This window comes from Streptomyces ovatisporus (genome assembly GCF_042653885.1).
GTDB lineage: Bacteria > Actinomycetota > Actinomycetes > Streptomycetales > Streptomycetaceae > Streptomyces > Streptomyces ovatisporus.
This window is the reverse complement of the sequence record NZ_JBHSFH010000003.1, coordinates 39132-52595: the sequence shown is the minus strand read 5'-3', so window position 1 is coordinate 52595 and position 13464 is coordinate 39132. Positions and strand designations below refer to the sequence as shown.

Sequence of the window (13464 nt, the reverse complement as noted above, 5' to 3'; positions counted from 1 at the left end):
CCGTCACTCTCGTTCGGCACGTGCTGATGCGACGGCGTGGGCGAGTTCCCCGTCCGGCACGGGCCGCTCCCGTGTGGAGCCCTCTGCCTGAACCGCCACCGTATAGCCGTCCTCGCCCGCCACGACATCGACCACGTCACCCTTGGGGCGTCCGCAACGGCGCTCGCAGCCGGACCAGTGGACCGGGAGCAGTGACGTTCCCGCAGGCGTTCCGGCGGCCGGGCGGGCGGCGTCGGAGCGTACGTCGCGGTGCGAACGGGCGCAGCCCGGCAGGCCCGTGCAGGCGCTGACACCGAGCCAGGGGGAGGCCCCGTCCGTGATCAGCCCGGCATCGTGCAGCTGCCGCAGCCCCGCCTGGGCGTCCGCCCGCGGCAGTCCGGGAAGCACGACTCCGCGCCAGGGCGTCATCCGCAGTTCCCCGTTCGCGTCACCGCCGTCCGCGTCCGTGAACTGCTCGGCGAGGGAGGCCAGTCGGTGCAGCTGCGCCGACGTCAGGCGCCCCAGCGGGGCGAGGACGGACAGGGCGCACCGGCCCGCTCCGCCGTCCACGACGCCCGGCGGTGGAGGGGAACCGGCAGGCGTGGACAGGCCGGTCACCAGCCGCGCCGGGATGCCACGGCTGCTCAGCCGGCCCGCCAGCCGAGGGGTGAACTGCTCCCGCCCCTGCGGCAGTTCACTCACCCGCCAGACCCGCGACCCGCTTTCCCGCACGGCAGTGAGGAAGGTCTCGGCCGCCAGCAGCGCCGCGGCCGGGGCGTCTTCGGCCGGCACACGCATGCCTTCGGGCCCGTCACCCACCCGCAGCAGGGCCTCGGAGCGGCCGGGCAGAGCGATCAATGTCACATCGGCTTCGAGGCCGGCGGCGTCACCGCGGCCGTCGTCGAGGGCGAAGAGGAACCGGCCCGACAGCCGCGACGCGTCCTCGCTCCGGCAGAGCAGCTCGTCCAGCCTGGCGGCCCACGGCCGCACATCAGCGTGACCGAGCCCGTCCAGACCGCTGAGCGGGGAGGCCACGATGTTGCGTACGCGTTCGTGCCGGGGCGACGGCAGCAGCTCGGCCTCGTCGAGACGTGCCGCCAGCTCAGCGCCCTTCTGCCCGTCCAGGCCCCGCAGTTGGAGGTTGCCGCGTGAGGTGATGTCGACGTGGCCGTCGCCCATGCGGGCAGCCGTCTCGGCGAGCGCGTGCGCCTGCGGAGCGTTCAACAGGCCGGCGGGGATGCGGATACGGGCCAGGGCGCCGTCGTCGGCGGAGTGCAGACGCAGCGCTCCGGGGCAGGCGTCGCCGCGGTCACGGGCGGGCCGGGCATCTTGCGCCGGGACGTCCGTTCCGTCCCGTTCCCGTGGGGTGGAGGCGAGTTGCGGCATGGCGGCGAGCATACCGACGGCCTGGGCGGAGGCCGCCGTGCCCGTATGCCCCGCGCTCCTGCCGCGGCCCTTACGATGTTCCACGGCGGGCCGCGCGGCCCGCCACCGTCAGCGACGGCATCAGGGGAGGAAGCCGGTGGAAATCCGGCGCGGTCCCGCCACTGTGAGCCCGGCACGTGCGCACTGAGCACGTGAGGGCGAGCCAGGAACTCCCGCCGTCTCTTCACCGCCCGGGGCGCGGACCCCGAGGAAGGCCTGTCGCATGATTCTGCTGCTGTCCACGTCCGACACCGATCTGCTCAGCGCACGCTCCGCGGCCGGCCCGGTGCCCTACCGCTACGCCAACCCCTCCCGGCTCGCCCTCGACGAGCTCCCCGGGCTGCTCGACGGCGCCGAACTCGTCGTCGTGCGGCTGCTGGGCGGAGTGCGCGCCTGGGAGGAGGGGCTGGAGCTCGTCCTCTCCCAGGGCCGTCCCGTCGTGGTCCTCACCGGCGAACAGGCGCCCGACGCACAGCTGATGGAGCACTCCACGGTGCCCGTCGGCATCGCGACCGAGGCGCACGCCTACCTCGCGCACGGAGGCCCCGCCAACCTGGAGCAGCTGGCCCGCTTCCTCTCCGACACCGTTCTGCTGACGGGGCACGGCTTCGATCCGCCCGCCGCGGCGCCCAGTTGGGGCCCGCTGGAACGCGAGACCCGGCCCGATGCGGACGGGCCGGCCGTCGCGGTGCTCTACTACCGTGCGCACCACATGAGCGGCAACACCGCCTTCGTCGACGCCCTCTGCCGTGCGATCGAGGACGCCGGAGGCCGGCCGCTTCCGCTGTACGTGGCCTCGCTGCGCGCGCCGGAACCCGAACTGCTCGACGCGCTGCGGCCCGTGGACGCCGTCGTCACCACTGTGCTGGCCGCCGGCGGGACCAGGCCCGCCGAAGCCTCGGCGGGCGGCGACGACGAGGCATGGGACGCAGGCGCACTCGCCTCCCTCGACGTGCCCGTCCTGCAGGCCCTCTGCCTCACCGGCCCGCGCAGCGCGTGGGAGCAGAACGACGAGGGAGTCTCACCTCTCGACGCCGCAAGTCAGGTCGCCGTACCCGAGTTCGACGGACGTCTGATCACCGTGCCGTTCTCCTTCAAGGAGATCGACGAGGACGGCCTGCCCGCCTACGTCCCCGACCCCGAACGCGCCGCCCGTGTCGCCGGGATCGCGGTGCGGCACGCCCGGCTGCGCCGGACTCCCGCTGCGGACAAGCGACTTGCTCTCGTGCTGTCCGCCTACCCGACGAAGCACTCCCGGATCGGCAACGCCGTCGGTCTCGACACACCGGCCAGCGCGGTCGCCCTGCTGCGCCGACTGCGGGACGAGGGCTACGACTTCGGGGAGCAGGAGAGAGCCGGGGATGCCGGAGGCGGTGCCGGGCCCGTGCCCGGACTGGAGTCCGGGGACGGCGACGAACTCATCCGCGCCCTCATCGAGGCAGGCGGCCACGACCAGGACTGGCTCACCGAGGAGCAGCTGGCCCGCAACCCCGTACGCATCCCCGCCGCCGACTACCGCCGCTGGTACGGGCGACTTCCGGCGGAACTCCGGGAATCGGTGGAGGAGCACTGGGGCCCGCCACCGGGTGAGATGTTCGTCGACCGCAGCCGCGACGAGGACGGCGACATCGTCCTCGCCGCCCTCCGCCGGGGCAATCTGCTGATCCTGATCCAGCCGCCGCGCGGCTTCGGCGAGAACCCCGTCGCGATCTACCACGATCCCGATCTGCCGCCCTCCCACCACTACTTGGCGGCCTACCGCTGGATCTCCGCGCCTCGCGAGGACGGGGGTTTCGGCGCCGACGCGATGATCCACCTCGGCAAGCACGGCAACCTGGAGTGGCTGCCGGGGAAGAACGCCGGCCTGTCCGCCACGTGCGCCCCCGACGCCGCCCTCGGCGACCTGCCGCTGATCTACCCCTTCCTCGTCAACGACCCCGGTGAGGGCACCCAGGCCAAGCGCCGCGCCCACGCCACGCTGGTCGACCACCTCGTGCCGCCCATGGCACGTGCCGAGTCCTACGGCGACATCGCGCGGCTGGAACAGCTCCTCGACGAGTACGCGGCCGTCTCCTCCATGGACCCGGCGAAGCTGCCCGCGATCCGCGCCCAGATCTGGACGCTCATCCAGGCGGCGAAACTCGACCACGACCTGGGCCTGGAGGAACGTCCCGACGACGAGGGCTTCGACGACTTCCTGCTGCACGTCGACGGCTGGCTGTGCGAGGTCAAGGACGCCCAGATCCGCGACGGCCTGCACGTGCTGGGCGCGGCACCGCAGGGCCCCGAACGTGTCAACCTCGTCCTCGCGGTGCTGCGCGCACGCCAGATCTGGGGCGGCGCCACCACCCTGCCGGGGCTTCGTGAGGCGCTGGGCCTGGACGAGTCGGCGGGCGACCGCAGCGGCGCCGACGCCGCCGAGGCGGCGGCCCGTTCGCTCGTCGAGGCGATGGAGGAGGCCGGCTGGGACCCCGACGCCGTCGCCGGAACTCTCGCCCCGCTGCCCGGGGAACAGCGTCAGCAGGTGGGCGCCGTACTGGACTTCGCGGCCCGCGAGGTCGTGCCGCGGCTGGCCGCCACCACGCAGGAGATCGACCACGCCGTTCACGCGCTGGCCGGCGGGTCCGTACCGGCGGGCCCGTCCGGCTCTCCGCTGCGCGGCCTGGTCAACGTGCTGCCGACGGGCCGGAACTTCTACTCCGTCGATCCCAAGGCCGTGCCCAGCCGCCTGGCCTGGGACACCGGCGTCGCCCTCGCCGATTCCCTTCTGGAGCGCTACCGCGCCGACAACGGCGCATGGCCGAGCTCCGTCGGCCTGTCCCTGTGGGGCACCAGCGCGATGCGCACCTCGGGGGACGACATCGCCGAAGCGCTCGCGCTGCTCGGCATCCGTCCCGTCTGGGACGACGCGTCGCGTCGAGTGACGGGGCTCGAACCCGTGCCGCTGGAGGAGCTGGGGCGGCCGCGCATCGACGTCACACTGCGCATCAGCGGATTCTTCCGCGACGCCTTCCCGCACGCCGTGGGTCTGCTCGACGACGCCGTGCGGCTCGCCGCGTCCCTGGAGGAATCCGGGGAGGACAACCGCGTACGGGCACACGCCCAGGCCGACTTGGCCGTGCACGGCGACGAACGCCGCGCCACCACACGCATCTTCGGCTCCCGCCCCGGCACGTACGGAGCGGGCCTGCTGCAGCTCATCGACTCACGGGACTGGCGCACCGACGCCGATCTGGCAGAGGTCTACACGGCGTGGGGCGGCTACGCCTACGGCCGTGAACTCGAAGGCCGCCCCGCCCGCGAGGAGATGGAGACGGCCTACAGGCGCATCGCGGTGGCCGCGAAGAACACCGACACCCGCGAGCACGACATCGCCGACTCCGACGACTACTTCCAGTACCACGGCGGCATGGTCGCCACGGTACGCGCACTGCGCGGCACCGCACCCGAGGCGTACATCGGCGACTCGACCCGGCCCGAGACCGTACGCACCCGCACCCTCGTGGAGGAGACCTCACGGGTCTTCCGCGCCCGCGTCGTCAACCCCCGCTGGATCGCGGCGATGAAGCGGCACGGCTACAAGGGGGCCTTCGAACTCGCCGCCACCGTCGACTACCTCTTCGGCTACGACGCGACGACGGGCGTCGTGGCCGACTGGATGTACGACAAGCTCGCGTCGTCCTACGTCCTCGACCCGGACAACCGCGCCTTCCTCCAGGAGGCCAACCCGTGGGCCCTGCACGGCATCACGGAACGCCTCCTGGAGGCGGAGTCCCGTGGCATGTGGGCCGAGCCCGACCCGGCCGTGCTCGAAGAGCTGCGGCGGGTCTTCCTGGAGACGGAGGGCGAGCTGGAGGACGACGAGTGAGCCGAACTCCCTTGCGCTGAGCTTCCCCTGAGCCGCCGGCCTGCTCCGAGCAGCTTCCACCAGGACAGGCCGCGGCACGTCCTGGTGGAGGCGGGAACCACAACCCGGCTGCTCAGGGCCGGGCCTTCGGAGGGCGCCTCGGCGAAAGGCCGCCTCGCGAAAGGCCACCTCGCGAAGTGCCACCTCAGCGGAAGGCCGCCTCGCCCGTCAGGGCCTGTCCGATCACCAGCTGGTGAACCTCGGACGTCCCCTCGTAGGTCAGCACGGACTCCAGATTGTTGGCGTGCCGCATGACCGGGTACTCCAGCGTGATGCCCGCGGCCCCGAGCAGGGTGCGGCACTCGCGGGCGATCGCGATGGCCTCCCGTACGTTGTTCAGCTTGCCGAGGCTGACCTGTTCGGGCCGGAGCGCCCCGGCGTCCTTCAGCCGGGCCAGGTGGAGCGCCAGCAGCATTCCCTTGCCCAGCTCCAGCGACATGTCGGCGAGCTTCGCCTGCGAAAGCTGGTACGCGGCAAGGGACTTGTCGAAGATCTCGCGCTCCCTGGCGTAGCCGATCGCGGTCTCCAGGCAGTCGCGAGCGGCACCCAGAGCGCCGAAGACGATGCCGTAGCGGGCCTCGTTGAGGCACGACAGCGGGCCGGAGAGCCCCGCCGCGTCCGGCAGCACCGCCGACTCGGGGAGCCGCACGCCCTCCAGCACCAGCTCGGAGGTCACCGACGCGCGCAGCGACATCTTCTTCCTGATCTCGGGAGCCGAGAAGCCGGGGGTGCCGGTGGGGACGACGAACCCGCGGATGCGTTCGTCGGTCTGCGCCCACACCACGGCCACGTCGGACACCGACCCGTTGGTGATCCACATCTTGGTGCCGTCGAGCACCCAGTCGGAGCCGTCCCGCCGCGCGCGCGTACGCATCCCCGCGGGGTTGGACCCGAAGTCCGGCTCGGTGAGCCCGAAGCAGCCGATCGCCTCACCGGCTGCCATCGCCGGCAGCCACTGCTGCTTCTGCTCCTCGCTGCCGTACTTCCAGATGGCGAACATCGCGAGGGAACCCTGCACGGACACCAGCGACCGCAGCCCCGAGTCGCCCGCCTCCAGCTCCATGCAGGCCAGGCCGTACGCCGTGGCGCTGGTCCCCGCGCAGCCGTAGCCCGTCAGGTGCATCCCGAGGACGCCCAGCGAGCCCAGCTCCTTGGCGAGATCGCGGGCGGGTACGGAACCGGCCTCGTACCAGTCGGCCAGCTTCGGCTTCACCTTGTCCTCGACGAACTTGCGGACCGTGTCCCGGATCGCACGGTCCTCCTCCCCGATGAGCGAGTCGGTGCCGAACAGGCCGAGCGGGCTCTGAGGTGTCACGGGGGCCACGGAGATCTCCTCGTCCACGGACAGCGTTTCCACGCCGCAATCTGCGTCGGATCTCTGCGCACGCTACAGGCCGACCTGCGGCGAAGCCACGCCACGCTACGCACGGTGAACCCGTCGCCACACCACGTCTCCCGGATCTCCGGTGCGCGTCGGGGCGGCTGCGTCAGTCGATGGTGTGCCCGCCGTTGACGGTGACGCGTTCCCCGGTGATGAACGCGGCAGCGCCGGAGGCCAGGAACGACACGGTCGCCGCGACGTCGCCGGGGCTTCCCGTGCGGCCCAGCGGAACTTCGGACGTGTACTCGCCCAGTTCCTCCTCGGTCGCCGAGGCATGACGCTCGACGGGCACCCAGCCGGGGGCCACGAGGTTGACGGTGATCCCGTGCGGACCCAACTCCCGTGCCCAGGAACGCGTCAGACCGAGCTGCGCCCCCTTGGCCGCGACGTACGCGGACATGGCCGGCAGGGCGCGTTCGAACATGTCGGAGCCGATCTGGATCACTCTGCCGCGGCCCCGGGCCTTCATGCCGGGCAGGGCGGCCCGCAGCAGCAGGGTGGGGCTCTTGACGAAGAAGCGCAGCTGGTCCAGGTGCGCTTCCCAGGTGAGTTGTTCGACCGGGACGGCCGGCTGGGGGCCGGTGGCGTTCAGTACCAGCACCTCGACCGGGCCGCCCAGGGACCGCGTGGCCTGCGCGACGAGGCCGGTGACCGACTCCTCGTCCGTGACGTCCGCGCACAGGGCTTCGGCAGTGCCGCCCTCGGCGCGGATGTCCGCCACCACACCCGCGGCCCCGGCCGCGTCGGACCTGTAGTTGACGGCGACAGGCCACCCGTCGGCAGCCAACTGCCTTGCTATCGCGGCACCGAGACCGCGGGATGCCCCGGTCACGAGGGCGACTCCGGCTGCTGCGGCGCCGTTCGGCCCGGCGGTGGTCTGCTGCTCGGGGCGGCTGCCCGCACCGTGAGGACTGGACATGACCGTCAGTATGACCGTGTTCTTTACGAGGGTGCCCTGCCTCACCCCGCTCCGCCTTCCCCGGGCCCCGCGGCGGGCCTTCCGCGGACGCAGCAGGACCCGGGAAGAGGGGAGTTCAGCCGACCGTACGCCCGTCCGCGAGCAGCTCACGCAGTTCGGACACCGCGTCCCGCAGGCAGTCGGCGAAGGTGTGCATCTGCTCCGCCACCGTCTTCGGCGTGCTCAGGTAGAGGTTGAAGCGGTCCGGCAGCAGGACGTAGGCGACGCCGATGCAGCGGCTGCTGGTCGAACCGAAGCCGAAGTACTGGATGTTGACGGAGGGGGCGGAGCTGGTGCTCAGGTAGTCGTCCCGCATCGTCAGCCAGCCCGGGGTACGGAAGAGCGCCGGCTGCTCGGGCACGCCGAGCTCCTCGCCGCGGCGCCGCTGGATCAACTCCAGCTCCCACAGGTGCTGTTCGGGCACCTCGACGGCCTGACACTCCTTCGCCCGCGCCACGTGCTTCTCCGCCGCCGCACGGAACGCGGCGCGCCGCGTCTCTCCGTCCGCCGACGCGTCGTCCATCGCCGCGACGAAGTCGAACATCTCGGGCGTGACGACACGCATCGCCTCGGTCCGCCCGTGCCGGTACTGCCGCGTGGCGATGGACTCGTACGTCGCGCCGAGGTGGCCCTTGGCCCTCTTGTGCGCGAGCTGGTAGGCGAGCTGCACGAACGCGTCGGGCGACACCCCCAGCGCCTTCGCGGCGCTGCTGCCGAAGTCCTCGAACGAGACGGTGCGCGTGGCGGTGTCGCGCCCGTACTGGGCGAACGCGTCGGCGGCGGAGCGCACTTGTGCCTTCAGCGAGTCGTCCAGCGCGAAGCCGACCGGCTCCACCGCGGGCTGACCCTGCGAACGTGCCCCCGAGAGGGCGACGTGCTCCTCGGGCGTGCTGTTCAGCAACGCGTCGGTGAAGCTGAGGACGGTGGTGCCGTCCAGCTGGCAGTGCTCGATGTTCAGACCGGCACGGCCGTCCTCGAAGACCACGATCGAGACGGCCTTGTCGAACCAGCGGTTGCCGCGGTCGCCGTGGAGCAGCTCGTCACACGCCTCCTGCGTGTCCGCGGGCGCGAAGTCCTCGAGGCAGACGCAGAAGAGCGCCGTCTCGATCACCTCCAGCGACTCGGCGTTGCCCGGGTGGAGGGCGATGAGCGACTCCCGCGTCCTCGCCCACTCGGCGCGGGCCATCGTCGTCAGGTGCCCCACCGAGGAGTCCGGTGCCGCCGGTTCCGCTGCCGCCTTCATGACCGCGCGCAGTCCCGACTCGATATCGCCGAGGCTGTGCGGCGTGCCGTCCCCGCCCAGGACGTCCATCCGGAACATCTGCCCCTTGTGGAGGACCACGACGTGCCGTGCCTGCGACGGGCCCGGCCACTCGTCCGAGTAGGGAGTGCGGGAGGTGTCCAGCTCGACGCCGGGGATACGGGTGCTGGAGAAGAGATACTTGTGCTGCTCCATCGACTGCGGACGGCCGCGGAGCACCACCGGCGGGATGGCCTCCTGGTCGATCTGCCGCTTGTAGGCCACCGCTCCGGCGACGAGCCCGGCCGCACGCTCCACCTGCGGCCGGTGCGAATCCTGGAAGAGGAAGAAGAAGTTGGCGTTGAGAGCGATACGGTCCCGGCGCCCCAGGTAGCGGTAGGGCCAGAAGGTGTCCAGCCAACTGTTCACCTCCTCCCGGGCGTTGTACTCCTCCAGGGCGGACTGCAGGACACGTCCCCAGCCGCCGGGCCGCTGGAATTCCTCCACCTCCGCCTGCGTCGCGGCGAGTTCGTCCGGAGTGAGCAGCGGTGCGCACCAGGCGAGGAACCTCTCGCAGCTCTCCTCAAGAGTGGGCAGCGGCACGCGCGGCAGCGAGTCCTCCTGCGCGAAGGTCGGCACGGTCGCACTTCCCTGACTGCTGTTCAATTCTGCTCTCTCTTCGGTTCGTTGATACGGGTGGCAGGTGCGGGCTTTTCGTCCTCCGGGCACACGGCGCCGGGGTTCTACGCGGACGGGCCGGACAGGCCCGCGCCGGCGGGGCGGGAGAGATGGAGCTGCGCGTACAGCCAGCCTTCCTCCTCCAGGCCCCGCGGATCGACTCCGGCTTCCCTCATCGTCTTCAGCACGAGCGCCTGTTCGTCCCGCGAGGCGAACCGGCGCTGCTTGTGGACCTCGTCGAAGCGGACGGTCTCGTAGCCGAGCTGCGCGAGCGCCTGCTCGACGGGGTCGAAGGGAAACATGCGAAGTACGAAGTGCGCCATCCAGGGCCGGTGTTCACCCATGGAACGGACGATACGCGTAAGAGTGCGCTCGGTGACGTAGCCGATGCACCCCGTGGAGATCACCAGATCCGTACCGGCGAACCGCGCCCGCTGATGCTCCGTCGGTTCGTCCTGCTCCAGGTCCGCCTGGACGACCTCGTCCAGGAACCCCGCTTCGAGCGCGTACGCCAGCGCGCTCGCCGAGGTGTCCAGTCCGAGGAAGCGGGTGCGGCGCGCGGGCAGATGCGATCTGGCCAGCTTCCGGTCCCTGGCGAGCAGTGCGGCGGTGGTCTCTGCCGGTGCCGCACCTTCGGCACCGGCCCGCTCGTCGTGGTAGCGCGCGTAGAGGGCGTCCATGGTCACGTCGTACTTCAGCAGCGCCGCGTTGATGCCGTAGGAGCAGCCGACGTCCAGGATCTTCGGCACCTCCACGCCCCGCGCCTCCCGGTACTCCTCGATGAACTTGGCGAAGTAGGGCTTGGCCTCCTGGGGGACGCGGTAGTCGAGTCGGCGGAGCTGGGTGAAGTACGCGCGCGGATCGGGCTGGGTGTAGATGTGGTCGAGCGAGACCTTGCCGGTGGCGTCGAAGCGCACGGGATTTGCTCCTGGGAGTCGTCGCGGTGGGGGAGTCGCGGGGGTGCGCCGGGCGCGTTCCGCCGGCGTCGGGCGGTCGGGCGGGGCAGGAACGGCGGGGCAGGAACGGCGGGGCAGGTTCGGCGGGGCAGGTTCGGCCGGGGAGGCCGGGCCGGAGGTCAGTCCAGCAGCCGGTCGCCCCGTACGGCCTTGCCTTCGGCAGCCAGATGCTCGGGCAGGACACGGCCGAAGAGCTGCCGCGTCCGCGACACGCTCCCGATGACACCCGGACGCTCGCTGTAGGCGAATATCGCCGAGTGCCGGGCCACTCGGCCCCGCACCGGGCTGACCCTGTGCAGCGAGTAGCGGCCCTTGAACAACTGGAGGTCTCCCGGACGGAGAGGCAGCCGCCGGGTCGACTCCCCGCCCCTGCCGGAGAGGACGTCCCGTACCCGGCCGAAGTTCTCCTCCTCCGCGCTTCTGATGTTGGGGCAGTACTCGAAGACGCCGCCGTCCTCCGCCTCCTGGGTGAGCATGCTGACGGTGAACTCGTTGGTGTCGAAGTGCCAGGGGTGTTCCATGCCGGGCTCGACGACGTTGAGGACCAACCCGGAGAGCGGATCGGCCAGTTCGTGCAGCTCGCGCAGTTCGAAGCAGCGCGCGACGAACTGCTGGAAGAGCGTGTGGGAATAGAGCCGGCTGATCAGGGAGCCGGCGGGGACGCGGTCGCGGGGGACGAAGGCGTTGCCCCGCTCGAAGGCCGTACGGCCCGGATGGTCCTCCGGGAGGTCGGCGTCGACGGCCATGTTGTAGACGTTGACCGTCGCGACGTCGAAGTGCGCGCGGGGAGCCATTGCCGCGCACTCCTGCTGCAGGAGACCCTGCAGCGACGGGCTGATGAAGTCGGGGAGCACTGTGCAGCCGTCGGCCGCCAGTTCGCGCCGGGCGCGGGAGACGACGGCGGCCCCGGCCGCGCCGTCCAGATCCGACAGGGGATACCGGGCCGTGTCGACCAGGTCTTCAAGGGGCAGGGCTTCCGAAGTGCTCATCTGGTCCTCTCCGGAATCTCAACTCTACTGAGTAGTAACAGAGTTGAAGCTCCCACAGCGCGGACCCGGTTGTCTGTGACACGCCACACGTGACCAACGGGTGCAGAGCGGAGAGGCGCCGGGAGGGAGGACGGCAGACGTCCGTGGCTGCGCGTACGGCGCCATGCGGGTGTGCCGTTCACCGGCGGCGCGCGCGGCTGGCCCGGCCGGCTGCCGTGGAGGGACCCGCGGTCCCCCTCGGTGCGGCCCGGGCGCTGCCGGGGCGGCGCGCCTCGTCAGCGGCGCCTGCGGCAACACCTGCCAAGGCCGGTCATGCCTGTCTGCCCGGTCGCGGGCCGGGCGGGGAGTGGGACGGCCCCCACGCCGTCACCACCAGTCGGCGTCCGGCGGCTGCTCGCGCGAGCCGGACGTCGACGCTGCACCCCCGCAGGGGAGTTCAGCGTTGTGCGGTGCTGCGGTGTTCTGCGGCGATCACCCCGTGCCCGTTGCTGAAGCGTCGAGGTACGCCTTCGCTGCTGCCGCGTCCAGCTTCCGGGCGGTCGCCTCCGGGTTGGAGGGGTCCCGTACGAAGTCCTGCAGGAGCTGCCATTCACCCTGTCCGGGAGTTCCGCCGAAGGGGCCCGGGGCCTGGTCGGACATGTCGAACTGCACCGCCTCGCCCGCGTCCACCAGGGACTTGGCGATCTTGCGGGTGGTCTCGTCCGGATAGGCGTCCAGGTCGAGGTTGATGTTGGGAGACAGGAAGCCGCCCTCCTTGGCCCATATCTCGGCGGCCTTCGGACTCGCCAGGTACTCGATGAAGGACATGGCCAGGTCCTTGTTCTTCGAGTCCTTCATCGCCACCGCGGCGTCTCCGCCGCTCAGTACGGGCGGTTCGCCCTCGTCGACCTTCGGGAAGGGGAAGAACTTGGCGGTCTTGTCGACGTTCTTCTTCTCCTCGCCGGCGATGATGCTCGCGACGAAGTCGCCTTCGTAGACCATGGCGGCCTTGGGGTCCTTGCCGAAGACCGCGTCGACGGACTCGTTCAGGTCGGTCCGCAGGGCTTCCGTGCCCCCTCCGGCGACCAGGTCCTGGTCCTTGACCAGGCGTCCGAGCGTCTTCAGCGCCTTGACGACGGTCGGGTCCGTCCAGCCGATCTCGTTGGTGGCGAGCTTGGCGTAGTTGGAGGGGCCGGCCTGGGCGAGGTAGATGTTCTCGAACCAGTCGGTCAGCGGCCAGGCGTCCTTGCCGGCGACCGAGAACGCGGGGTAACCCGCGGCGGCGAGCTTCTTGCCCGCCGTCAGCATCTCGTCGTAATCGCCGGGCGGCTGTACGTCGGCCTTCTCGAACGCCTTCGGGTTGTACCAGACGGTCGATTTGTGGGAGGCCTTGAAGTACATGCCGTAGAAGACACGCCTGTAGCTGCCGTAGTTCTGCCACACCAGCGCGAAGTTGCGGGCGGCTTCGAGTTCGACCCTCGGCGGAAGTGGTTCGAGCCAGCCCTTCTGCGCGAACTGCTGGAGCACGCCGACCTGCGGCACCATCGCCACGTCGGGCGACTTCTTGGTCTTGATCTTGTCCCGGATGAACGCGGCGAAGTCATCCACGCCGGTGGCTCGGCTGGACTCGAACTTCACCTTGGCGCCCGTCTTCGCGGTGAAGCCGTCCAGCACCTTCCGGAAGGCCTTGCCCTCTCCGCCGACCCAGGTGCCGGCGACGGTGAGCGTCTGGCCGCTGAACTCCTGGTCGCCGGAACCCTGACTGAGGCCGCTGCAGGCAGTCGCCGTGACGGCGAGTGCCAGGGCGGCCCCCGACAGTCTTGATACCGCTTTGCGAGGTTTTCTCATGATTTCTCTTTCGAGGCAGCTTATCCGTGTGCTGAATCGCGCCGGTTCACCTTTCGCAGTGGAGCGCGTATTGCTGGCGCAGCAGTCGCCTCGGCCGGAGAAGACGAAGCGGTCACACGCCCGG

The 13464-nt window shown here is 71.0% G+C and carries 8 protein-coding genes and 1 riboswitch; of the genes, 1 reads left to right on the top strand and 7 read right to left on the bottom strand.

Translation table 11 applies throughout. The annotated features are described in order from the left end of the window. Positions 1 to 3: 3 nt before the first annotated feature. Complete coding sequence (gene cobG, locus ACFPA8_RS01970) at positions 4 to 1365, bottom strand: precorrin-3B synthase (protein WP_386441279.1); 1362 nt, start codon at positions 1363 to 1365, stop codon at positions 4 to 6. Positions 1366 to 1491: 126 nt separating this feature from the next. Next, a riboswitch (cobalamin riboswitch) is annotated at positions 1492 to 1577 on the top strand. Positions 1578 to 1627: 50 nt separating this feature from the next. Between cobG and cobN the strand changes: the two genes are divergently transcribed. Further along, the gene (gene cobN / locus ACFPA8_RS01965; protein WP_386441276.1) at positions 1628 to 5272 is read left to right on the top strand and encodes a cobaltochelatase subunit CobN; all 3645 of its coding nucleotides are present in this window, start codon (positions 1628 to 1630) and stop codon (positions 5270 to 5272) included. A gap of 184 nt (positions 5273 to 5456) precedes the next feature. Here cobN and ACFPA8_RS01960 read toward each other — a convergent pair whose 3' ends face one another. From ACFPA8_RS01960 to ACFPA8_RS01935, 6 genes are all read right to left on the bottom strand, one after another. Then, positions 5457 to 6641, bottom strand: a complete 1185-nt coding sequence (locus ACFPA8_RS01960) for an acyl-CoA dehydrogenase family protein (RefSeq protein ID WP_386442758.1) — start codon at positions 6639 to 6641, stop codon at positions 5457 to 5459. A gap of 157 nt (positions 6642 to 6798) precedes the next feature. Further along, positions 6799 to 7611 (bottom strand): SDR family oxidoreductase, encoded by an 813-nt coding sequence (locus ACFPA8_RS01955; protein WP_386441273.1) that lies wholly within the window; start codon positions 7609 to 7611, stop codon positions 6799 to 6801. 115 nt (positions 7612 to 7726) lie between these two features. Then, positions 7727 to 9529 carry a choline/carnitine O-acyltransferase gene (locus tag ACFPA8_RS01950; RefSeq protein WP_386441270.1) on the bottom strand — a complete coding sequence of 601 codons (1803 nt, stop codon included), beginning with the start codon at positions 9527 to 9529 and terminating at the stop codon, positions 7727 to 7729. Positions 9530 to 9633: 104 nt separating this feature from the next. Beyond that, the gene (locus ACFPA8_RS01945) at positions 9634 to 10485 is read right to left on the bottom strand and encodes a class I SAM-dependent methyltransferase (RefSeq protein WP_386441267.1); all 852 of its coding nucleotides are present in this window, start codon (positions 10483 to 10485) and stop codon (positions 9634 to 9636) included. 158 nt (positions 10486 to 10643) lie between these two features. Continuing rightward, positions 10644 to 11513, bottom strand: a complete 870-nt coding sequence (locus ACFPA8_RS01940) for a HalD/BesD family halogenase (protein WP_386441265.1) — start codon at positions 11511 to 11513, stop codon at positions 10644 to 10646. 471 nt (positions 11514 to 11984) lie between these two features. Continuing rightward, positions 11985 to 13340 (bottom strand): ABC transporter substrate-binding protein, encoded by a 1356-nt coding sequence (locus ACFPA8_RS01935; protein ID WP_386441262.1) that lies wholly within the window; start codon positions 13338 to 13340, stop codon positions 11985 to 11987. Positions 13341 to 13464: the final 124 nt, after the last annotated feature.